Origin of the sequence: Streptomyces sp. NPDC005435 (assembly GCF_040703155.1) — a bacterium.
Taxonomy (GTDB): Bacteria; Actinomycetota; Actinomycetes; order Streptomycetales; family Streptomycetaceae; genus Streptomyces.
The window spans coordinates 177,240-197,171 of record NZ_JBEXEQ010000014.1; the positions used below are offsets into that span (position 1 = coordinate 177,240).

The following is a 19,932-nucleotide window of genomic DNA, read 5'->3' on the forward strand; positions in this document are numbered from 1 at the left end:
ACGTGCCGCATACGATGAGCCGCATGGGTGACGTACTGGCGGGTTTTCATGCCGTCTGGGAGTTCGAGTCCGACTCCGTGCTCATCCGTTACGAACGGGGGATACGGACACCGAAACTGTTTCAGGCCCTGGGTGAGCGGCGCGTCCCGCTGGCCGCGCTCGAGGGCGTGACGCTGACGCGGGGCAGACGGGGCACGGTGGCGCTGCGGCTCCAGCCGCGCCCGGGCGCCGATCCGCTGATGGAGGCGGCCGCGGGCCAGCTGCCCGAGGGCGCCGATCCGTACCGGCTGGTGCTGCCCGCCGAGCGGGAGACGCTGGCCGAGTACTACGCGGACGAGCTGAAGGTGGTGCTGACCGAGTCCGGTCCCACCGACGGCTACCTGGTGGCCGCGCCGGAGCCGCCGCTCCAGTTCAAGGCGTACGACGGCAAGGCGTCCTTCGACGGCACGAGTGTGCGGTTCCGCTGGTCCTGGACCGGCGCGTCCTCGGCCAAGTGGAAGGCGGGGGACCAGAAGTTCGCGGTGTCCGAGCTGACCGGGGTCGAGTGGCGCTCGCCGGAGGTGTTCGAGGGGCATCTGCGGCTGCTGCGGCCGGAGAGCGCGGGCGCGGCGCCCGCGCTGGCCGACCAGGACCCGGCGGCGGTCGTCTTCGGGCTGGGCTACGGGCCGGTGCACGAGTCGCTGCCCTTCGCGGCGGCCGTGCTCGCGGCGGTCCGGGAGAACGGCACCGCGCCGGTGCCTGCCGTGACCGCCGCGGCAGCGGTGGCCGCCCGGGCGGCGGACCCGGCCCGGCCCGACCCCGCCGACATCGCCGAACGCATCCGGCACCTCGGGGAGCTGCACCAAGCCGGGCTGGTGACGGACGAGGAGTTCTCGGCCAAGAAGGCCGAGCTGCTGGCGGAGCTGTAGGGCCCCGCCGGCACACCCCTCGCGCGTCCTAGTCCTCGCGGCCCGCCGAGCTGAACGACATGTCCGCGTACCGGGTGCCCGCCACCTGGCCGGCGATCGGTTCGAGCAGGGCCAGCTCCTCTTCGCTCAGCACGAGGTGCGCGGCGGCCACGTTCTCCGTGACGCGGCTCGGCTTGCGGGTGCCCGGGATCGGGACGACCGGCAGGCCCCAGACGCCCGCCCGCTGCTGGACCCAGGCGAGGGCGACCTGGCCGAGGGAGACCCCGTGCGCCTCGGCGACCTTGCGCACCGGCGCCAGCAGGGCCGCGTTGGCGGTGGCGTTGTCGCCGGTGAAGCGGGGGTGGGTACGGCGGAAGTCGTCGGTGGACAGCTCCTTGGCCGCGTCGGTGAACGCGCCGGTCAGGAAGCCCCGGCCGAGCGGGGAGTACGCCACCAGGCCCACGCCCAGCTCACGGGCGGCGGGCACCACGTGCGCCTCGATGTCCCGGCTGAACAGCGACCACTCCGACTGCACGGCGGCGATGGGGTGGATGGCGTGCGCGGTACGCAGCTCACCGGCCGTCACCTCGCTCAGGCCCAGGTGCTTGACCTTGCCCTCGCGCACCAGCTCGGCCATGGTGCCGACGCTCTCCTCCAGCGGCACGTCCACATCGCGGCGGTGCATGTAATAGAGGTCGATCTCGTCGACGCCGAGCCGCTTCAGGCTCGCCTCGACGGCCTGGCGGATGTAGGGGGCGTCGTTGCGGATGATTCGCTTGGCCGGGTCGTCCGCCGGGATCGACAGGGCGAACTTGGTGGCGATGACCACCTCGTCGCGGTGGGCCTGGAAGAAGGGGGCGAGGAAACGCTCGTTGTCCCCGGCGCCGTAGGCGTCCGCCGTGTCGAACAGCGTGACGCCCAGCTCCAGGGCGCGGTCGAGGGTGGCCCGCGAGGCGTCGGCGTCGACCGGGCCGTAGGCGAAGCTCATGCCCATGCAGCCCAGGCCCTGGACGCCGGCTTCCGGGCCGTCCGTGCCGAGGCGTACGGACGCGATCCTGGCGTCGCTCATCGGTGGGTCCCCTCCGTCGTGTACACACTGATCTTGAAGTCGAGCACGGCGAGCGTGTCGTGCAGTTCGGCGATCCGGGCCAGCACGTCCCTGCGGGTGTCCTCAAGCAGGGCCTTGCGCTGCGGATAGGTGTCCTCCCCCTCGCGGACCAGCTCCGCGTAGCGCACCATGCCGGCCACCGGCATGCCGGTCAGGCGCAGCTTGGTGACGAGGTCCAGCCAGTCCAGGTCGCGGTTGCGGTAGCGGCGCTGGCCGGTGTGCGACCGGTCGACGTGCGGCATCAGGCCGATCCGCTCGTACCAGCGCAGGGTGTGCGCGGTCAGTCCCGTGAAGGCGACAACCTCGCTGATCGTGTAGCGGTCCTCACCGTCGGGCCGGGGATGGCTCCGCCGGGAGCCGGGGGCACAGGTGTCGGGGGTGGTGGCTTCCTCGGTGGCCGCTTGCATGGTCTGCATCACCGTCATGCCCCCACGCTATGACCTTCGAGCGCACTCCAAGCAAGCGCGGCCGACGACAAATACCGGGACGGCGGCGCGAGTCGGCCGTTAGCGTGCCATGCCATGAGTCTCGTACGACGGGCCGTACCCGAGGACGCGCGGGAAGTGCTGCGCCTGCGCCAGGTGATGATCGACGCCGTCTCCCCGCATCCGGCCGCCGGGTCCTGGCACGGCCGGTCGCTGCCCACGCTGCGCGAGCGGCTGGCCGATCCGGCGGGCCCTTTCGCCGCGTTCGTGGTGGACCACCCGGAGCGGCCGGGGGCGCTGGCCGCGCTCGCGGCCGGGACGGTCGAGTACCGGATCGGTCACGCCACCAACCCCACGGGCGCCGTCGGTTTCGTCTTCAGCGTCGCCACCGATCCCGGCACCCGCCGCCGGGGGTACGCCCGCGCCTGTGTGGTGGACGGGCTGCTTGCGTGGTTCCGCGAGCGCGGGGCGGGCAAGATCCAGCTGACCGCCTCCGCCGAGGCCCTGCCGCTGTACGAGTCGCTGGGCTTCCGGCCGAAGCCGGACCCCTTCATGGAGCTGGTCCTGTGACCCGCATAGGCTCCCTGGCATGTCGTCGCAGAGCTTGGCACTGATCGAGAACTGGCCCGTTCCCACCGCCGCCGCGGGCGTCGTCCGCGCGGACGGGACGGTCCTGGGCACCCACGGCCCGGCCGGGCACCGCTTCCCGCTGGCCTCGGTGACCAAGCCGCTGGCCGCTTACGCGGCGCTCGTCGCGTACGAGGAGGGGGCGATCGAGCTGGACGAGCCCGCCGGGCCGCCCGGATCGACCGTCCGCCATCTGCTCGCCCACACCTCGGGCCTCGCCTTCGACGAGCACCGCAGCCTGGCCGCGCCCGGTGAGCGGCGGCTGTACTCCAACGCCGGTTTCGAGCAGCTCGGGGACCACATCGCCAAGGCGGCCGACATCCCGTTCGCGGAGTATCTGCGCCAGGCGGTCCTGGAGCCGCTGGGCATGACCGCGACCTCGCTGGAGGGCTCCCCCGCCAAGGACGGCGTCTCCACGGTCGAGGATCTGCTGCGCTTCGCCGCCGAGGTGCAGGCACCCCGGCTGCTCGACCCGCGCACGGTCGCCGAGGCGATGAGCGTGCAGTACCCGGGCACCAAGGGCGTCCTGCCGGGCTACGGCCACCAGAACCCCAACGACTGGGGCCTCGGCTTCGAGATCCGCGCCGCCAAGTCCCCGCACTGGACGGGCAGTTCGTCCTCCCCCCGGACCTTCGGCCACTTCGGCCAGTCCGGCACCTTCCTGTGGATCGACCCGGACGCGGGGCTCGCCGCGGTCGCCCTGGCCGACCGGGCCTTCGGACCGTGGGCGGTCGAGGCGTGGCCGCCGTTCACGGACGCGGTGCTGGCGGAGTTCCGGCGCTGAGCGGGCCCAGGGGGTATCTCGTCGATCAGGCCGGGCTCGCGATGCCCCCCATCGCCCACAGCAGGACCTCGGCTTCCGTCACCCCGGCCGGCTCCAGGCCCCGGGCGTCGGTGATCCGCGCCGAGTCGCCGGGGCCGAGGGTGTCGCCGGCGAGCCGGATCTCGCCGCGTACGACATGGACGTAGAGGAGGGGAGCGTCGGGAAGCGCGGTCCGCTCCCCCGCCGCCGGGCGCAGCACGCTCAGGACCGCGCCCGCGCCGGGCACCGCGTACGGCTCGGTCAGGTCCCGGACGACCTCGTAGGACGGCTCCCCGCCGGGCTCCAGCGGCGCCAGCCACATCTGGACGAAGACCAGCGGGACCGTGCCCTCGTTGCGCTCGGAGTGCCGTACCCCCGCCGCCGCGCTCAGGTGCTGTACGTCACCGGGGCGGATCACGCTCGTGTGGCCCGTGGAGTCGCGGTGGGTGAGCTCGCCCTCGGTCACCCACGTGACGATCTCGGTGTGGCTGTGCGGGTGTTCGGCGAAGCCGGCGCCGGGGGCGAGGCGTTCCTCGTTGCAGGCGATCAGCGCGCCGAAGCGCAGGTTGTCCGGGTCGTAGTGCGGGCCGAAGGAGAAGGCGTGGCGGGAGTCGGTCCCGGTCTCCGGGTCGCCCCCGCGATGGCGTTCGGCCGCGCGCCGTACCTCGATCATGGGCCCCACGGTAGTCCCCGGGGAAAGCGCCCCAGGCCCGGGTTCCGGGCCCTCGGCGGGACCCGGCGGCGCACGGCCCCCGCCGGATAAGGCACTCTTGTCCCCGTGCCCGAACCCGAATCCCACAGCAGCGAACCCGCACGTCATGCCGCCCACCCGCACTCCGCGACCCTGAAGCGGCTGGAGAAGTCCTCCGGGAACCTCGCCGCGCAGGCCATCGCGCGCATGGACGACACCCTGCCGTGGTACCGGGCGATGCCACCGGAGAACCGCTCCTGGATCGGGCTCGTGGCCCAGGCGGGCATCGCCGCCTTCACCGAGTGGTTCCGGCACCCCGACGCCCCCCAGGCCATCTCGACCGACGTGTTCGGCACCGCGCCCCGCGAGCTGACCCGGGCCATCACGCTGCGGCAGACCGTGGAGATGGTGCGCACCACCATCGAGGTCATGGAGAGCGCCATCGACGAGGTGGCCGCGCCCGGCGACGAGCGCGTGCTGCGCGAGGCGCTGCTGGTGTACGCCCGGGAGATCGCCTTCGCCACCGCCCAGGTCTACGCCCAGGCCGCCGAGGCACGCGGTGCCTGGGACGCGCGCCTGGAGTCCCTCGTGGTGAACGCGGTACTCAGCGGCGAGGCCGACGAGGGCGCCGTCAGCCGGGCCGCCGCGCTCGGCTGGAACTCCCCCGAACACGTCTGCGTGGTGCTGGGTACCGCGCCCGAGGGCGACAGCGAGCTGACCGTGGAGGCGATCCGGCGGGCCGCCCGGCACGCCAAGCTCCAGGTGCTCACCGGCGTCCTCGGCGACCGGCTTGTGGTGATCGCGGGCGGCAGCGCCTATCCGCTCGCCGTGGCCAAGTCGCTGATCGGCCCGTTCGCGGCGGGACCCGTGGTCGCGGGCCCCGTGGTGCCCGACCTCCAGGCCGCGACCCGCTCCGCACAGGCGGCCGCGGCGGGCCTGAAGGCGTGTTCCGCCTGGCAGGACGCCCCCCGCCCGGTGCTGGCCGACGATCTGCTCCCGGAGCGCGCCATCGCGGGCGATCCCGGTGCGCGCGAGCAACTGGTGGAGGAGATCTACAGACCGCTGGAGGAGGCCGGCTCGGCGCTCCTGGAGACCCTGAGTGTCTACCTGGAGCAGGCGAGCAGTCTGGAGGGCGCCGCCCGGATGCTCTTCGTTCACCCGAACACCGTCCGCTACCGGCTCCGACGTGTGACTGACGTCACCGGCTGGTCACCTTCCGATGTACGATCCGCGTTCACGCTGCGGATCGCCCTCATCCTGGGGCGGCTGACCGATGGAGACGCCCAGCTCTAGCTTTTTGTCCGGGCTCCACAAAAGCCCTTCGTGTTCTTCGTCCCTGTCCTCACGGGCGGCCCAGGCCGTCCCCAAGAGAGAGTGTGAGAGTGCTCGTACTCGTCGCTCCCGGCCAGGGCGCCCAGACGCCCGGCTTCCTGACCCCCTGGCTCGAACTGCCCGGTGCCGCCGCCCGTGTCGCCGCGTGGTCGGAGGCCATCGGCCTGGACCTGGTCCACTACGGCACCGAGGCCGACGCGGACGCGATCCGCGACACCTCGGTGGCGCAGCCGCTGCTGGTCGCCGCCGGAATCCTGTCCGCCGCGGCACTGGGTGACATCGCGTCGATCGCGCCGGGCGCGGTCGCGGGCCACAGCGTGGGCGAGATCACCGCCGCCGCGATCACCGGCGTCCTGGACGACACCGAGGCGCTGCGCCTGGTCCGGCAGCGGGGTCTGGCGATGGCCGAGGCCGCCGCGATCACCGAGACCGGCATGTCGGCGCTGCTCGGCGGCGACCCGGAGGTCTCCGTCGCGCACCTGGAGAAGCTGGGGCTGACCCCGGCCAACATCAACGGCGCGGGCCAGATCGTCGCCGCGGGCACGCTGGAGCAGCTGGCCGCGCTGAACGAGGACAAGCCCGAGGGCGTCCGCAAGGTCGTCCCGCTGAAGGTGGCCGGCGCCTTCCACACCCGCCACATGGCGCCCGCGGTGGAGAAGCTGGCCGAGGCGGCCGCTTCCCTGACGCCCGCCGACCCGGCGTTCCCCTACGTCTCCAACAAGGACGGGCAGACCGTCGCGACGGGCACCGAGGTGCTTCAGCGGCTGGTCGGCCAGGTCGCCAACCCGGTCCGCTGGGACCTGTGCATGGAGACCTTCAAGGAACTCGGCGTCACCGCGCTGATCGAGGTGTGCCCGGGCGGCACCCTGACCGGCCTGGCCAAGCGGGCCCTGCCGGGCGTGCGGACGCTGGCGCTGAAGACCCCCGAAGACCTCGACGCGGCGCGCGCGCTCATCGCCGAGACCGTGACTCCTGCCGCCGACGCGGCGGGTGTCTGAGAAGGAGCCCATGGCAATGGCGAAGATCAGGCCCAGCAAGGGCGCCCCGTACGCGCGCATCCTCGGTGTCGGCGGTTACCGGCCGACCCGGGTGGTGCCCAACGAGGTGATCCTGGAGAAGATCGACTCCTCCGACGAGTGGATCCGCTCCCGCTCCGGCATCGAGACCCGGCACTGGGCGGGCCCCGAGGAGACGGTCGCCGCGATGTCGGTCGAGGCGGCGGGCAAGGCCATCGCCGACTCGGGCATCGACGCCGACCGGATCGGCGCCGTGGTGGTCTCCACGGTCTCGCACTTCAGCCAGACCCCGGCCGTGGCCACCGAGATCGCGCACAAGCTGGGCACCGACAAGGCCGCCGCGTTCGACATCTCGGCGGGCTGCGCGGGCTTCGGCTACGGCCTGACCCTCGCCAAGGGCATGGTGGTGGAGGGTTCCGCCGAGTACGTGCTCGTCATCGGCGTGGAGCGGCTGAGCGACCTGACCGACCTGGAGGACCGCGCGACGGCCTTCCTGTTCGGCGACGGCGCGGGCGCGGTCGTGGTCGGCCCGTCCGAGGAGCCCGCCATCGGCCCCACGGTGTGGGGCTCGGAGGGCGACAAGGCCGGCACCATCAAGCAGACCGTCCCGTGGGACCGCTTCGCGATCGGTGACGTCGCCGAACTCCCCCTGGACAGCGAGGGGAACGTCAAGTTCCCCGCGATCACGCAGGAGGGCCAGGCGGTCTTCCGCTGGGCCGTGTTCGAGATGGCGAAGGTCGCCCAGCAGGCGCTGGACGCGGCCGGGATCACCTCGGACGACCTGGACGTCTTCATCCCGCACCAGGCCAATGTGCGGATCATCGACTCGATGGTGAAGACCCTCAAGCTGCCGGAGCACGTCACGGTCGCCCGTGACATCCGCACCACCGGCAACACCTCGGCCGCGTCGATCCCGCTCGCGATGGAGCGGCTTCTGGCGACCGGCGAGGCCAAGAGCGGCGACACGGCGCTCGTCATCGGATTCGGGGCGGGTCTGGTCTACGCCGCCACGGTCGTTACCCTCCCCTAGGCACTCCGTGCCGGACCACCGGTCCGCTGCGGGGAAAATGCCACTTACTGTCTGAACATCGAAGAAGGAGCGCCTGACATGGCCGCCACCCAGGAAGAGATCGTCGCGGGCCTTGCCGAGATCGTGAACGAGATCGCCGGTATCCCCACCGAGGACGTCCAGCTGGACAAGTCCTTCACCGACGACCTCGACGTCGACTCGCTGTCCATGGTCGAGGTCGTCGTCGCCGCCGAAGAGCGCTTCGACGTGAAGATCCCGGACGAGGACGTCAAGAACCTCAAGACCGTCGGTGACGCCACCGACTACATCCTCAAGCACCAGGCCTGAGGCTCGTAGGTCTCACGGCCGTCGGGCCCTGAGACCGCAAGGCCCCGCCACCCGGCGGTGGCGCCGTACATTCCCGCATCGTTGGAGAAAGAATTCCCGTGAGCCCGACCAATCGCACCGTGGTCGTCACCGGTATCGGCGCAACCACACCGCTGGGTGGCGACGTGCCCTCCACCTGGGAGGCCCTGCTCGCCGGCCGGTCCGGCGTCGGCCGCCTGACGGAGGAGTGGGCGGAGGAGCTGCCCGTCAAGATCGCCGCGCGTGTCGCGGTCGAGCCCGGCGAGATCATCCCCCGCCCGCAGGCCCGCAAGCTGGACCGCTCGGCGCAGTTCGCGCTGATCGCGGCCAAGGAGGCCTGGCAGGACGCCGGTTTCACCGCCAAGGCGGGCGAGGACCAGGCCGTCAACCCCGACCGGCTCGGCGCGGTCATCGCCTCCGGCATCGGCGGTGTGACGACCCTGCTGGACCAGTACGACGTACTCAGGGAGAAGGGCGTACGCCGCGTCTCCCCGCACACCGTACCGATGCTGATGCCCAACTCCCCGGCGGCCAACGTCGGTATCGAGCTGGGTGCCCGCGCCGGTGTGCACACCCCCGTGTCGGCCTGCGCCTCGGGCGCGGAGGCCATCGGGTACGCGATCGAGATGATTCGCACCGGGCGTGCGGACGTGGTCGTGGCCGGTGGTACCGAGGCCGCCATCCACCCGCTTCCCATCGCCGCCTTCGGCAACATGATGGCGATGTCCAAGAACAACGACGACCCCCAGGGTGCCTCGCGCCCCTACGACGCGGGCCGTGACGGCTTCGTGCTCGGCGAGGGCGCCGGTGTGATCGTGCTGGAGTCCGAGGAGCACGCCAAGGCGCGCGGTGCCCGGATCTACGTCGAGGCGGTCGGCCAGGGTGTCTCCGCCGACGCCCACCACATCACGCAGCCCGAGCCCTCGGGCAACGGCATCGCGCACGCCCTGCAGAACCTGCTGGACTCGACCGACCTGAAGCCGTCGGAGGTCGTGCACGTCAACGCGCACGCCACCTCGACGCCGCAGGGCGACGTGGCCGAGATCAAGGCGCTGCGCAAGGTGTTCGGCGACGACGTCGACCACATGGCGATCTCCGCGACCAAGTCGATGACCGGTCACCTCCTGGGCGGCGCGGGCGGTGTCGAGACCGTCGCGTCGATCCTGGCGCTGGTCAACCGCACGGCCCCGCCGACCATCAACGTCACGGAGCTGGACCCCGAGGTCAACGCGGACGTCGTCGTCGGCGAGCCGCGCGCGCTCCCCGAGGGCCGTATCGCCGTGCTGAACGACTCGTTCGGCTTCGGCGGTCACAACGTGGTCCTGGCGTTCAGGACGATCTGAGCCGCCGCAGGACCCCGACGGCCCGGTCTCCGCTCGCGGAGACCGGGCCGTCGGCGTTCGTCCGTGGACGTCCGCGCCGGGTCAGCCGGCGTCGCGGAGCAGCGGGGCGGCCGGGGCCAGGGCGAGGCCGAGGGCCAGGGTCGCGGCGGCCGCGACGGCGGCGGGCAGGTGGTCCGGGGGCAGGAGGACGACCGTCCAGGGGTACGGCTGTCCGTTGGCGCCGGAGTCGCCGACGAGCATCACCGTGATGACCCAGGCGACGGGGGCGACGGCCGCTGCCTGAAGGCCCGCCAGTCGGCGCACGCAGAGCATCAGGCCGGCCAGGAACGCGGTGTTCCGCCCGACCGTGTGGGCGGCCGGGGCGTCGAGGAGCACCGCGACGGCGTACGCCACGACGGCCGTGAGCAGGACGGTGCCCAGGACCAGCCCCTGGTCGAGGCGGGCGACGGAACGGCTCCCCGAGGCCTCGGCGCCCGGGAGCCTGCTGCCGAGGCAGAACGCCAGCCCCGTGCAGACGAGCAGCGGGGCGAAGAGCACCAGGGGCCGGGCGGCGGCGCCGCCCAGCGAGGGAAGGTCGACCCGCGTGTCACCGGCCGCGGCGGTCAGCGCGGCGCAGGCGGCGAGGGCGGCGGCGAGCACCGGGTACCGCCGGGTCGTCAGCCACAGGCGCATCGGATCACGCCCCCTTCCCGGCACCGGCCGGCAGGGTCTCGGGGGCGGGCGCGCAGTGCTGAAGCAGCGTCACATTGCGCTGGAACCAGGCGAGTTGCTCGCCGGAGGACCGCTTCGTCTGCCTCTTCACCACGGACATCACCTGGGGGTCGGTCGCGAGCTTCTGGCCGCGCTGGTTCCGGATCTCGTCGGCTCCCAGGCCCGCCCTGACCATGAGCCAGGCGGCGAGCGTGCCCGCGTGGCCGGTGCGTACGTCGGAAGTGGTGGGGCACGCCGGGAGCGGGGGCAGTGCCGCCGCCGCGACGCTCGCCCGCAGGTCCGCGTCGCTCATGTCCGCGTAGAGGGACAGCCGCCACGTCCGCGCGCCTACGGGGGCCGCCTCGGAGACGAACGCGAGCTGCTCCGGCCGTTCCAGGCCCGCGCCGGCCAGCCGCGGCACGACCTCCTTCGCGGCGCGGGACAGCGGCTCCAGGCGGTCGGCCGCCTCCACGGGGACGCAGATCCTGGGGGCCTCGCCCGTGCACACGGGGGCGTCGGTACGGGGGTGCGGCGGCGGGTCGCCCTTCCAGTCGCGCACGGGCAGCGCGGCCGCGACCGTGAACACGCTCAGGCAGACCAGGGACGCGGCGGCCGCGGCACCGGCGCGCAGGGCCCGGGGGCGCCGCCACCGGGCGATCCCGGCACTGGCCAGGACGGCGGCCAGGACGCCCGTGGCGAGCACCGCCGGTACGGCGAGCGCCACCGGGTTCACGGTGGTGGTGAGGTCGCCGGAGGGGGCGTCGAGCCAGCCGGTGAGTTCGCGCAGCCACATCGGGTGGACGACCGTGACGGGCATGACGAGGCACAGATAGTCGACGACGAGGATCAGCGGGGTGGCCAGGATTCGCGGCAGCACCGTGCCGAGCCCGTAGCCCAGGACGGTGTGGACGACGATCAGGTACCCGGCCATGGCCAGCACGCCGGGGTGCGGCCAGTCGTGGGCCGCGCCGGTCGCCAGGCGCACGGTCAGCAGGCACACCGTGACCGCCGCCACCCCGAGGAGGGCGACGGGCCACAGCACGCCGGCCGCGATGGCGTAGCGGCCGCGCACCGGCGCGAGGCCCTGGACGCCGGCTCGTCTCAGCCGTCCGGCCTCCCATGCGGCGAAGGCCGCGCAGGCGGGGGCGTAGAAGGGGAGGGTGTGTCCGACGAGGGCGGTGTTGCCCGCCCAGTAGGCCGGGTCGTGCGCGGCCTCGTGCGCGCTCACGAGCCACACCCAGGCGAGGACCAGGGGCGCGACCCAGACGACGCCGGTGGTGCGCAGCGCTGTCGTCAGGCGCATGCGGTCTCCTCGTCCCGGACGGTGGCGTAGTAGGCCGCCTCCGCGAGGCGGGCGGGCGTGGTGCCGGGCGGGGCCAGGGCGTGGAACTCGCGTACGGGGCCGGCGAAGCGGACGGTGCCGCCGTCGAGCACGACGACGTGGTCGTAGGTGTCCTCCAGGTCGGCGACGTCGTGGGTGGAGAGCAGGACGTGCCGGTCGAGTCCGGCGAGGATCTCGTGGAAGACGCGTCGCTGGCGCGGGTCCATGCCGGCGGTCGGCTCGTCGAGCAGGAGGACCTCGGCGTCGTGCACCAGTGACTGCGCGATGCCGACCCGGCGTTGCTGCCCGCCGGAGAGCTGCTGGACCTTCCGGCCGGCGAAGTCCGCCAGTTCGACCCGCTGGAGGGCGCCGAGGGCGGCGTCCCAGGCGTCGCGGCGGTTCATGCCCTTCAGCCAGCCGACGTAGGCGACCTGTTCGCGGGCGGTGAGCCGGGGGACGGACTCGATCCGCTGGGGCAGCCACGCGATGCGCCCTCGGTACGCGGCGAGGTCGCCGCGCCGGTCGGTCCGCAGCCCGTCGTAGGTGACGGTGCCGGACTGCGGGCGCAGCACCGAGGCGGCCAGCGAGAGGACCGTCGACTTGCCCGCCCCGTTGGGGCCGAGGAACACGGTCCGGCCGGGCGGGAAGGTGAGGGTGAGGTCCTGGAGGACCGGCCTGCGCCGGCGGTAGCCGAACACGGCGGCGTGGAAGCCGATGGGCATGGGTGCGTGCTCTCTGACCGGGGAAAGCCCGCACCGGCCCGGCACGGGACCTGACATGCCCTGAGGCCGGTCCAGCTTCACCCACCGTGAAGATCGCGTGGAAGCGACCCCCGGTCACCGTGATCCACTTGTGATCAAGTCCCGGTAAAAATAGTGTGGTTACTCGGACATGTTGATCAAGGTTCGGTCAAGGCCGGGCACGCCTCCGGCGTCCGAGGGCCGGTTCAGACCACCTGGTGCAGCCAGCGGACCGGGGCGCCCTCGCCCGCGTAGCGGAAGGGTTCCAGCTCGTCGTCCCAGGGCTTGCCGAGGAGCTTGGTGAGTTCGGACTCCAGCTCGCTCTCGCCGTGCTTGCTGCGCAGCAGGGCCGCGCGCAGCCGGTCCTCGGGGATGAGGATGTCGCCGTGGATGCCGGTGACGGCGTGGAAGATGCCGAGGTCGGGGGTGCAGCTGTAGCGCTCGCCCTCGGCGGTGGCGCTGGGCTCGGCGGTGACCTCGAAGCGGAGCATCTGCCAGCCGCGCAGCGCGGAGGCGAGCTTGGAGGCGGTGCCGGCCTCGGCCTTCCAGGAGAACTCCGAGCGCCAGGTGCCGGGGGCGGCGGGCTGCCGGATCCAGTCGAGGTTGACGCGCGTGCCGAGCACCCCGGCGACGGCCCACTCGACATGCGGGCACAGCGCGCGCGGCGCGGAGTGCACGTACAGAACTCCACGTGTCGTCACCGGAACCTCCGGGCTGAGCGGGACATCTTGCGGACTGACTGGGCGGCAGTGGGGCGACGGCCGCGTTGAGGGCGAGGCTACCGTGCGGCGGTGCAAGGAGTGTGACGTACCGTCGGTCCCGGTGCCAGGAAACCGTCGCCATTCACCCAGGGGGACGCTTGTACGGGGCCGAGCCGTTCCCGGGGTGACCGGGCGGGAACTCCGGCACGTTGTCATGGAGGGGGAGCACCTGCCGGAGCTGCACCGACGAGCGAGGGGAACAGTCAGGATGCGGAAGCGAGGCCACCGGGCACGGGCCGCCGTCGCGGTGCTGACGGCGGCCCTGCTGGCGACGGGTTGTGACTCCATCCGGGGTGATCACGCGGCCACGGGCGTGTCCCGGGCCCCCGCCAGACCCGCCCCGGTGTGGGACCGCAGCCCGGACTCGATCGCCGCCGTCGGGGACTCCATCACCCGGGGTTTCGACGCGTGCGCGGTCTTCTCCGACTGCCCGGAGGTGTCCTGGGCGACCGGCAGCGACGCCGGGGTGGACAGCCTCGCGGTGCGGCTGCTGGGGCCCGCGAAGGCGGCGAAGTACAGCTGGAACTACGCGGTGACCGGCGCCCGCATGGCCGACCTGCCCGGCCAGCTGGCCCGGGCCGCTTCCCGCAGGCCCGAGCTGGTGACGGTGATGGTCGGGGCCAACGACGCGTGCCGTGCCTCGGTGTCCGCGATGACCCCGGTGAAGGAGTTCCGCGCGGACTTCGCCAAGTCCCTGCGCACGCTGCGGACGACGCTGCCGAAGACGCAGGTGTACGTCGCGAGCGTGCCCAATCTCCAGCGGCTGTGGTCGAAGGGGCGCACGGACCCGCTCGGCAGGCAGGTGTGGAAGCTCGGCATCTGCCCGTCGATGCTGGGCGGCGCCGACGACCTGACGGCGGCGGCCACCGAGCGGCGCGAGAAGGTCCAGCGGCGGGTGGAGGACTACAACACGGCGCTGAAGGAGGTCTGCGCGACCGACCCGCGCTGCCGGTTCGACGGCAACGCGGTCTTCGACTACCGCTTCGGCACCGGCCAGCTCAGCCGCTGGGACTGGTTCCACCCGAGCCGCAGCGGTCAGGCCAGGCTCGCGGAGATCGCGTACCGCACGGTCACGGCGGAGCGACCTTGACCTAAGGTTTCCCACATGGGCGAACTTTTCGGCACACTTTCCGACGGGGCCCCGGTGCACCGCTGGACGCTGGAGCGCGGCGGAGTGCGGGTGCGGGTGCTGTCGTACGGCGGGATCGTGCAGTCCGTCGAGACCCCCGACCGGGAGGGACGCCCGGCGGACGTGGTGCTGGGATTCGGCTCCCTGGAGGACTATCTGACGCACCGGGGGCCGTATCTGGGCGCCCTGGTCGGGCGGTACGCCAACCGCATCGCGGGCGGCCGTTTCCCACTGGACGGGCGCACGTACACGCTGGCGCGCAACAACGGCCCCAACTCGCTGCACGGCGGCGAGCACGGCTTCGACCGGCGGGTGTGGGACGTGGAGCCGGTGGAGCACGGGGTGCGCCTGAGCCGGGTCAGCCCGGACGGCGAGGAGGGCTTCCCGGGGCGCCTTGAGGTGACCGTCACGTACACGCTGGACGCCTCCGGCGCGCTGCGGATCGCCTACGAGGCGGTGACCGACGCGCCGACGGTCGTGAACCTGACCAATCACTCGTACTGGAACCTGGGCGGCCCGGGTGCGGGCCACGCGGGCGGCCACGAGCTGCGGCTCGCCGCCTCCCGGTACACCCCGGTGGACGCCGGCCTGATCCCCGAGGGCGATCCGCTGGACGTGACCGGCACCCGCTTCGACTTCCGCGCCGCCCGCAAGACGGGGTCGGGCTACGACCACAACTTCGTGCTGGACAAGGGCGTCACGCCGGCCGCCGAGGAGGTGGCCGAGCTGCACGACCCGGCCTCGGGCCGCACCCTCACGGTGTCGACCACCGAACCCGGCCTCCAGCTCTACACCGCCGACCACCTGGGCGCCCCCCTCGCCCCCGGCGAGGGCATCGCCCTGGAGACCCAGCACTACCCCGACTCCCCCAACCGCCCGGACTTCCCCACCACCCGGCTGGACCCGGGCGAGGTCTACCGCTCGGAGACGGTGTACGGCTTCTCGGCGGGCTGACCGGCCGGCATCGGGCGCGGAACCGGTGGGATCGGGAGCGCGCGACGGGGTACCCGGGGTGGCGGACCACGTCGTACGCGTCTGTGAGAGGGGCCGGAGATGGACAACACTCTGCGCGAGGTCATGACGGGGAACCCGACGACCGCCGACAGCGGTGACTCGGTGACATCGGTGGCCCGGACGATGCGGGACGACGGGATCGACGTCGTGCTCGTCGTCGCGGACGGGAACCCGGTCGGGCTGGTCAGCGACCACGACCTGCTCAGCGGGGTGCTCGCGGACGGCGCCGACGCGGAACATCTGACCATGGGCGAGGCGGTCCAGGAGGACCTCGTGGTCGTGGACGTCGAGGACGGTCTCGACGTCGTCACCCAGCGGATGCGCGAGCACTCCGTGCGGCAGGCCGTCGTCATGGAGAACGGCGAACCGGTGGGCGTGGTGAACGCGGGCGATCCCGCCATCCAGGGGCGCCCGGGACGGATCGACGCGCCGACGCCGGAGCACGCCCGCACGACGGACGAGGAGATCCTCTGAGGGAGGCGCGCCGGTGCTGCGACGAGCCCCGGTCCAGCCGTCAGGTTCCGGACCGGGGCTGCTCGTCGCGGGACGTGTCCCGCCTCCGACGGTAACCGGCGGGGGCGGTGCGGGGGCGGTCCGCGGGGGGTGCGGGCGTGGTTCCGTACGAACCTTTCACACAAGCCCCCGACTTCACCCCGGGCCGCTCAGGCGGTGACCGGGCGGTCCGTCCCGGGCTGCTCCGGCTGCTCCTGCCCGGGGCCGTCCTCGGTGGTCTCCTCGCCGAGGAGGTCGCGGGCGAGGAGGGTGGCGCCGGCGACGGCGCCCGGCATCAGGAAGACGGCCACGACCGGGACCAGGAAGGCGAGGCCGAGCGGGACGCCGAAGCCCCACACCAGGCTCTTGCGGGAGCGCAGCAGAGCGAGGCGGGCGCGCAGGTCCAGGCCCCGGCGCTGGAGGGCGACGGCGGCCAGTTCCTCGGTGAGGAAGAAGCCGGTGACGAAGAAGCCGAGGACCGGGACCACGGTCTGGCCGACCACGGGCAGGAAGCCGAGCGCGAAGAGCAGCACGCCCCACACACAGGCGCGCGCCAGCACCCGCAGGCTGTCGCGGGCCGAGATCCACAGCTCGCGCCACAGGGGCAGGTCGGAGCGGGGCGCGATGCCGTCGGGCGAGACGTCCTCGTCGCACCGCTCGGAGAGGCTCTCGTAGAAGGGCTGGCCGACCAGCAGGGTGACCGCGGTGAAGGTGAGGACCGCGAGCAGCAGGGCGAGGGCGAAGAGGACGACGGCGAGGAGGTCCCGGAAGAGTTCCTGCCAGGGGCTCGACCAGTCGTCGGCGAACGGGGTCGCCCAGGCGACGCCGTCGTACCCCCACAGGGCGAGCGCGACGAGCGCGGCCGTGTAGAGGACGAGGGTGATCAGGCCGGGCAGCAGCCCGAAGCCGTACCGTCCGCCGTTCCGGGTCACCCAGCGCTGGCCGCGCAGCAGATGACGGAACCCCACCCCGAGATCGCGCATGGCGAGGACTTTACCCAACGGGGGCCGCCGGGCCGAGCCCGGATCAGGCCGAGAGCATCCGGCGCAGCAGGTCCCGCAGCGAGCCCCGCTCCTCGTCCGAGAGCCCGGCGAGCGGTTCGCGGGCGAAGCGCAGGCCCTCGCGCAGGTCGCGGGCGACGCTGAGCCCCTCCTCGGTGGCGGCGGCGAGCTTGACCCGGCGGTCGCCGCTGTCGGGGCGGCGCTCGACCAGGCCGCGCGACTCCAGGCGGTCCACGATCCCGGTGACGTTCGACGGCTCGCACTTGAGCCGCTGGGCGAGGCGGCGCATCGGCAGCGGTTCCAGCGCGAGCAGGCTGAGCAGACGGGCCTGCGGGCCGGTGAGGGCGTGAGCGGCCGCCGCTTCCTCGTAGTCCGCGTAGAAGCGGGCCACGACGTCACCGATCAGCTCGACGACCTCCGTCGTCAGGGGGTCGGCGGGGCGGTTCTTCGACGGAGTGGAGGGTGCGGACGAGGGAGACATGCGGTCCAGGATACCGCGTTACTTGACATCATGAAATATTGAGGCGCATGATTATTTCAGGTACTGAAGCATTCTGGAAGAAGGTCAGCCCCTCATGTCCGACTCCCCCGCCCTGCCCGCCGTCAGCCGCGAGTGGCATCTGCTGAGCCGTCCGGTCGGCTGGCCGAAGCCCGAGGACTTCGCGCTGGTCGAGGTCCCCCTGCCGGTGCCCGGCGAGGGCCAGGTCCTGGTACGCAACGAGTACCTCTCGGTGGACCCGTATATGCGTGGCAGGATGTCGGCCGCGAAGTCCTACGCCGAGCCCTTCGCCCTCGGTGAGCCCATGCAGGGCGGGGCCGTCGGCGTGGTCGTCGCCTCCAACGCCGAGGGCGTCGAGGTCGGGGACCATCTGCTGCACTTCCTCGGCTGGCGCGAGTACGCGGCGGTGGACGCCAAGAGCGCCGCCAAGGTGGACCCGGAGGCCGCGCCGCTCTCCGCCTACCTCGGCGTCCTCGGCATGACCGGCCTGACCGCGTACGCCGGTCTGCTGCGCGTGGCCGGCTTCAAGGAGGGCGACACCGTCTTCGTCTCGGGCGCCGCCGGTGCCGTGGGCAGCGAGGTCGGGCAGATCGCCCGGCTGAAGGGCGCCTCCCGGGTCATCGGCTCGGCCGGGTCCGACGAGAAGGTGCGGCTCCTGGTGGACGAGTACGGCTTCGACGCCGCGTTCAACTACAAGGACGGGCCGGTGAGCGAGCAGCTGCGCGCGGCCGCCCCGGACGGCATCGACGTCTACTTCGACAACGTCGGCGGCGACCACCTCCAGGCCGCCCTCGGCTCGCTGCGGCTGCACGGCCGGATCGCCATCTGCGGCATGATCTCGGTCTACAACAACACCGAGCCCGCCCCCGGCCCGAACAACCTCGCCCGGCTGATCCAGACCCGGGGCCGCATGGAGGGCTTCCTCGTCGGCGACCACTACGACCTCCAGCCCGAGTTCGTCCGCGAGGTCGGCCCCTGGGTCGCCTCGGGCGAGCTGAAGTACGGCGAGACGGTCGTGGACGGCATCGACAACGCGGTCTCCGCGTTCCTCGGCCTGCTGCGCGGCGACAACATCGGCAAGATGGTCGTCAAGCTCTGAGCCCTGCGCCGGTACGCACCGAAGGCCGCACCCCTGGACGTGGGGTGCGGCCTTCGGCGTGCGGGTCTCGCCGTGCGGGTCTCGCCGTGCGGTCCTCGCCGCGCGGTCCTCGCCGGTGTCAGAGCCCCAGCGCCGCCCGGTGCACCGCCGCCACCAGGCGGTCGTTCTCCGGGGCCGCGCCGCCGGGGTAGGCGAAGCGGCGGCGGGTGTAGCCGTAGGCGAGGCCGGCGCGCGGGTCCGCGAAGGCCTGGGAGCCGGCGGCTCCGCTGTGCCCGATCGTGCCCGCGCCGAGGAAGGGGTAGTGGGTGTCGGCGGTGATCTGGAAGCCGAGGCCGAACGTCTTGTGGACGCGGCCGACCAGGTCGTAGCCCACCGAGTGCGGCTGGCCGAACTCCGCGACCGTGTCCGCCTTCAGCAGCGGCGCCTTCTCGTCCACCTCGCTGATCATCGCCGCGTACATCCCGGCGAGACCGCGCGCCGAGGCGACACCGCCGATGGAGGCGGGTCCTCTGGCGCGCAGGGTGCGGTCGTTGGGCACGGATTCGAGGTCGGTGGGCTCGGCGGCGTGCTGGTTGTAGGCGATGGCCTCCAGGGTGTGCGGTCCCGAGGGCTGGGCGTCGTACTCCGCCTGCTGCACCGGGGTGAGCACCATCGGCTGGGTGCTGCGGAAGCGGGGCTCGCGGGAGGCGGGCAGGCCCAGGTGGAAGTCGAGCCCATAGGGGACGCGGACCCGCTCCTCGTACAGCTCCTGGAGCGTACGGCCGGTCGCGCGCCGGGCGACCTCGCCGGTGAGGGCGCCGATCACCACCGCGTGGTAGCCGAAGGCGGTGCCGGGCCGCCAGAACGGCCGCTGATCGGCCAGGCGTTCGGCCAGCGCCCGGTCGTCGGCCAGCTCGGCCGGGCTGAACCCGGTGTCCGTGCCGATCAGTCCGGCGCGGTGGGCCAGCAGCTCGCGCAGGGTGAGCGCGCCCTTGCCCTCGACGCCGAACTCCGGCCAGTAGTACGTGACTTTGCGGTCCAGTTCCAGCGTGCCGTCCTGCACCAGCAGGGCCACGACGAGATGGGCGGCGCCCTTGGTGGACGAGTACACGCCGTACAGCGTGCTCCCGTCGACGCCGTCGCCCGCCCACAGGTCGACGACCTGCCTGCCGTGCACATAGGCGCACAACTGACCTTCGTAGTCCGGGCGTTCACCGGAGACGAAGGCGGCGAACTCCTCGCGTACCGCCTCGAAGCCCTCGGCGACCGTGCCCTGGACGGTGATCTCCTGACTCATCCGTTCTCCTCCATTGAGCCGCTGCCGACGCCCTCTCCCCGTGCGGGGCGCTCCACGAGGTCGTGTACGGCGAGATGTACCTCTTCGACTCAACCGTGCCGGGCGCCGGTTGGTGTCACCGATACCCCGGATGGCCGATGGCACGGGGGTGGTACGGGGTGGCGACGGCGGGCGGAGGCGGGGTGCGCGTGCCGTCACGGGCCCGTACGCCCCGGGGTGCGCGGCCGGTGCCGCTGGGGCAGCGTATGGGCGACGGCGGTCCACGGCCCCGCCGGTCCGGCGCACCGAAGGAACGCACCGAAGG

General features: G+C 72.8%; 22 protein-coding genes. 12 read left to right on the forward strand and 10 right to left on the reverse strand.

Going from position 1 to position 19,932, the window contains the following annotated elements; genetic code table 11:
• Nucleotides 1-23: 23 nt before the first annotated feature.
• Complete coding sequence (locus tag AB0898_RS19845; protein ID WP_366804242.1) at nt 24-908, forward strand: DUF4429 domain-containing protein; 885 nt, start codon at nt 24-26, stop codon at nt 906-908.
• Between the two features lie 28 nt (nt 909-936).
• Here the strand turns inward: AB0898_RS19845 and AB0898_RS19850 are convergent, their stop codons facing one another.
• Both AB0898_RS19850 and AB0898_RS19855 read right to left on the reverse strand, forming a co-directional pair.
• Nucleotides 937-1,956 carry an aldo/keto reductase gene (locus AB0898_RS19850; protein WP_366804243.1) on the reverse strand — a complete coding sequence of 340 codons (1,020 nt, stop codon included), beginning with the start codon at nt 1,954-1,956 and terminating at the stop codon, nt 937-939.
• The gene (locus AB0898_RS19855) at nt 1,953-2,420 is read right to left on the reverse strand and encodes a MerR family transcriptional regulator (protein WP_366804244.1); all 468 of its coding nucleotides are present in this window, start codon (nt 2,418-2,420) and stop codon (nt 1,953-1,955) included. Before AB0898_RS19855 ends, AB0898_RS19850 begins: the two co-directional genes overlap by 4 nt.
• A gap of 96 nt (nt 2,421-2,516) precedes the next feature.
• Here AB0898_RS19855 and AB0898_RS19860 point away from each other — a divergent pair, with 96 nt between their 5' ends.
• Together AB0898_RS19860 and AB0898_RS19865 are read left to right on the forward strand one after the other, a co-directional pair.
• The gene (locus AB0898_RS19860; RefSeq protein ID WP_366804245.1) at nt 2,517-2,990 is read left to right on the forward strand and encodes a GNAT family N-acetyltransferase; all 474 of its coding nucleotides are present in this window, start codon (nt 2,517-2,519) and stop codon (nt 2,988-2,990) included.
• Nucleotides 2,991-3,009: 19 nt separating this feature from the next.
• Nucleotides 3,010-3,831 carry a serine hydrolase domain-containing protein gene (locus tag AB0898_RS19865; RefSeq protein WP_366804246.1) on the forward strand — a complete coding sequence of 274 codons (822 nt, stop codon included), beginning with the start codon at nt 3,010-3,012 and terminating at the stop codon, nt 3,829-3,831.
• A 25-nt stretch (nt 3,832-3,856) separates the two neighbouring features.
• Here AB0898_RS19865 and AB0898_RS19870 read toward each other — a convergent pair whose 3' ends face one another.
• A complete protein-coding gene (locus AB0898_RS19870) occupies nt 3,857-4,522 on the reverse strand; it encodes a pirin family protein (RefSeq protein ID WP_366804247.1) in 666 nt (221 codons plus the stop codon).
• Between the two features lie 105 nt (nt 4,523-4,627).
• Between AB0898_RS19870 and AB0898_RS19875 the strand changes: the two genes are divergently transcribed.
• From AB0898_RS19875 to fabF, 5 genes are all read left to right on the forward strand, one after another.
• The gene (locus tag AB0898_RS19875; protein WP_366804248.1) at nt 4,628-5,833 is read left to right on the forward strand and encodes a helix-turn-helix domain-containing protein; all 1,206 of its coding nucleotides are present in this window, start codon (nt 4,628-4,630) and stop codon (nt 5,831-5,833) included.
• Between the two features lie 89 nt (nt 5,834-5,922).
• Entirely contained in the window at nt 5,923-6,870 is a 948-nt protein-coding gene (locus AB0898_RS19880; protein WP_366804249.1) for an ACP S-malonyltransferase, read from the forward strand.
• A 16-nt stretch (nt 6,871-6,886) separates the two neighbouring features.
• Nucleotides 6,887-7,918, forward strand: coding sequence for a ketoacyl-ACP synthase III (locus AB0898_RS19885; protein WP_361107447.1), 1,032 nt, complete (start codon nt 6,887-6,889; stop codon nt 7,916-7,918).
• Nucleotides 7,919-7,996: 78 nt separating this feature from the next.
• The gene (locus AB0898_RS19890) at nt 7,997-8,245 is read left to right on the forward strand and encodes an acyl carrier protein (RefSeq protein WP_018545314.1); all 249 of its coding nucleotides are present in this window, start codon (nt 7,997-7,999) and stop codon (nt 8,243-8,245) included.
• 98 nt (nt 8,246-8,343) lie between these two features.
• Nucleotides 8,344-9,606, forward strand: a complete 1,263-nt coding sequence (fabF, locus tag AB0898_RS19895) for a beta-ketoacyl-ACP synthase II (protein ID WP_366804250.1) — start codon at nt 8,344-8,346, stop codon at nt 9,604-9,606.
• A gap of 81 nt (nt 9,607-9,687) precedes the next feature.
• Here the strand turns inward: fabF and AB0898_RS19900 are convergent, their stop codons facing one another.
• The 4 genes from AB0898_RS19900 to AB0898_RS19915 all read right to left on the reverse strand — a co-directional run bounded on the left by AB0898_RS19900 (nt 9,688) and on the right by AB0898_RS19915 (nt 13,058).
• Nucleotides 9,688-10,278 carry a hypothetical protein gene (locus AB0898_RS19900; RefSeq protein WP_366804251.1) on the reverse strand — a complete coding sequence of 197 codons (591 nt, stop codon included), beginning with the start codon at nt 10,276-10,278 and terminating at the stop codon, nt 9,688-9,690.
• 4 nt (nt 10,279-10,282) lie between these two features.
• Nucleotides 10,283-11,599: a hypothetical protein gene (locus tag AB0898_RS19905; protein WP_366804252.1), complete on the reverse strand. Its 1,317-nt coding sequence runs from the start codon at nt 11,597-11,599 to the stop codon at nt 10,283-10,285.
• The gene (locus AB0898_RS19910) at nt 11,590-12,339 is read right to left on the reverse strand and encodes an ATP-binding cassette domain-containing protein (RefSeq protein ID WP_366804253.1); all 750 of its coding nucleotides are present in this window, start codon (nt 12,337-12,339) and stop codon (nt 11,590-11,592) included. Before AB0898_RS19910 ends, AB0898_RS19905 begins: the two co-directional genes overlap by 10 nt.
• Nucleotides 12,340-12,563: 224 nt before the next feature.
• Nucleotides 12,564-13,058, reverse strand: coding sequence for a DUF3145 domain-containing protein (locus AB0898_RS19915; protein ID WP_366804254.1), 495 nt, complete (start codon nt 13,056-13,058; stop codon nt 12,564-12,566).
• Nucleotides 13,059-13,326: 268 nt separating this feature from the next.
• Between AB0898_RS19915 and AB0898_RS19920 the strand changes: the two genes are divergently transcribed.
• The 3 genes from AB0898_RS19920 to AB0898_RS19930 all read left to right on the forward strand — a co-directional run bounded on the left by AB0898_RS19920 (nt 13,327) and on the right by AB0898_RS19930 (nt 15,735).
• Nucleotides 13,327-14,208 (forward strand): SGNH/GDSL hydrolase family protein, encoded by an 882-nt coding sequence (locus AB0898_RS19920; RefSeq protein WP_366804255.1) that lies wholly within the window; start codon nt 13,327-13,329, stop codon nt 14,206-14,208.
• Nucleotides 14,209-14,223: 15 nt separating this feature from the next.
• Nucleotides 14,224-15,201, forward strand: coding sequence for an aldose epimerase family protein (locus AB0898_RS19925; RefSeq protein WP_366804256.1), 978 nt, complete (start codon nt 14,224-14,226; stop codon nt 15,199-15,201).
• A 99-nt stretch (nt 15,202-15,300) separates the two neighbouring features.
• Nucleotides 15,301-15,735 (forward strand): CBS domain-containing protein, encoded by a 435-nt coding sequence (locus AB0898_RS19930; RefSeq protein WP_366804257.1) that lies wholly within the window; start codon nt 15,301-15,303, stop codon nt 15,733-15,735.
• Nucleotides 15,736-15,923: 188 nt separating this feature from the next.
• Here AB0898_RS19930 and AB0898_RS19935 read toward each other — a convergent pair whose 3' ends face one another.
• Complete coding sequence (locus AB0898_RS19935; RefSeq protein ID WP_366804258.1) at nt 15,924-16,736, reverse strand: EI24 domain-containing protein; 813 nt, start codon at nt 16,734-16,736, stop codon at nt 15,924-15,926.
• 43 nt (nt 16,737-16,779) lie between these two features.
• Complete coding sequence (locus AB0898_RS19940; protein WP_366804259.1) at nt 16,780-17,235, reverse strand: MarR family transcriptional regulator; 456 nt, start codon at nt 17,233-17,235, stop codon at nt 16,780-16,782.
• A 94-nt stretch (nt 17,236-17,329) separates the two neighbouring features.
• On the opposite strand from AB0898_RS19940, the gene AB0898_RS19945 reads away from it, so the two are divergent.
• Entirely contained in the window at nt 17,330-18,352 is a 1,023-nt protein-coding gene (locus AB0898_RS19945; protein WP_366804260.1) for an NADP-dependent oxidoreductase, read from the forward strand.
• A 118-nt stretch (nt 18,353-18,470) separates the two neighbouring features.
• Here the strand turns inward: AB0898_RS19945 and AB0898_RS19950 are convergent, their stop codons facing one another.
• Nucleotides 18,471-19,628, reverse strand: a complete 1,158-nt coding sequence (locus AB0898_RS19950) for a serine hydrolase domain-containing protein (RefSeq protein WP_366804261.1) — start codon at nt 19,626-19,628, stop codon at nt 18,471-18,473.
• Nucleotides 19,629-19,932: the final 304 nt, after the last annotated feature.

Bases quoted from the DNA above. Each gene is read 5' to 3' on its own strand.
- AB0898_RS19865 (WP_366804246.1), top strand. From the start codon at position 3,010: ATGTCGTCGCAGAGCTTGGCACTGATCGAGAACTGGCCCGTTCCCACC.
- AB0898_RS19900 (WP_366804251.1), bottom strand. From the start codon at position 10,278: ATGCGCCTGTGGCTGACGACCCGGCGGTACCCGGTGCTCGCCGCCGCC.
- AB0898_RS19855 (WP_366804244.1), bottom strand. From the start codon at position 2,420: ATGACGGTGATGCAGACCATGCAAGCGGCCACCGAGGAAGCCACCACC.
- AB0898_RS19950 (WP_366804261.1), bottom strand. From the start codon at position 19,628: ATGAGTCAGGAGATCACCGTCCAGGGCACGGTCGCCGAGGGCTTCGAG.
- AB0898_RS19860 (WP_366804245.1), top strand. From the start codon at position 2,517: ATGAGTCTCGTACGACGGGCCGTACCCGAGGACGCGCGGGAAGTGCTG.
- AB0898_RS19930 (WP_366804257.1), top strand. From the start codon at position 15,301: ATGGACAACACTCTGCGCGAGGTCATGACGGGGAACCCGACGACCGCC.
- AB0898_RS19870 (WP_366804247.1), bottom strand. From the start codon at position 4,522: ATGATCGAGGTACGGCGCGCGGCCGAACGCCATCGCGGGGGCGACCCG.
- AB0898_RS19935 (WP_366804258.1), bottom strand. From the start codon at position 16,736: ATGCGCGATCTCGGGGTGGGGTTCCGTCATCTGCTGCGCGGCCAGCGC.
- AB0898_RS19905 (WP_366804252.1), bottom strand. From the start codon at position 11,599: ATGCGCCTGACGACAGCGCTGCGCACCACCGGCGTCGTCTGGGTCGCG.
- AB0898_RS19850 (WP_366804243.1), bottom strand. From the start codon at position 1,956: ATGAGCGACGCCAGGATCGCGTCCGTACGCCTCGGCACGGACGGCCCG.
- AB0898_RS19925 (WP_366804256.1), top strand. From the start codon at position 14,224: ATGGGCGAACTTTTCGGCACACTTTCCGACGGGGCCCCGGTGCACCGC.
- AB0898_RS19945 (WP_366804260.1), top strand. From the start codon at position 17,330: ATGTCCGACTCCCCCGCCCTGCCCGCCGTCAGCCGCGAGTGGCATCTG.
- AB0898_RS19920 (WP_366804255.1), top strand. From the start codon at position 13,327: ATGCGGAAGCGAGGCCACCGGGCACGGGCCGCCGTCGCGGTGCTGACG.
- AB0898_RS19845 (WP_366804242.1), top strand. From the start codon at position 24: ATGGGTGACGTACTGGCGGGTTTTCATGCCGTCTGGGAGTTCGAGTCC.
- AB0898_RS19890 (WP_018545314.1), top strand. From the start codon at position 7,997: ATGGCCGCCACCCAGGAAGAGATCGTCGCGGGCCTTGCCGAGATCGTG.
- AB0898_RS19910 (WP_366804253.1), bottom strand. From the start codon at position 12,339: ATGCCCATCGGCTTCCACGCCGCCGTGTTCGGCTACCGCCGGCGCAGG.
- AB0898_RS19940 (WP_366804259.1), bottom strand. From the start codon at position 17,235: ATGTCTCCCTCGTCCGCACCCTCCACTCCGTCGAAGAACCGCCCCGCC.
- AB0898_RS19885 (WP_361107447.1), top strand. From the start codon at position 6,887: ATGGCGAAGATCAGGCCCAGCAAGGGCGCCCCGTACGCGCGCATCCTC.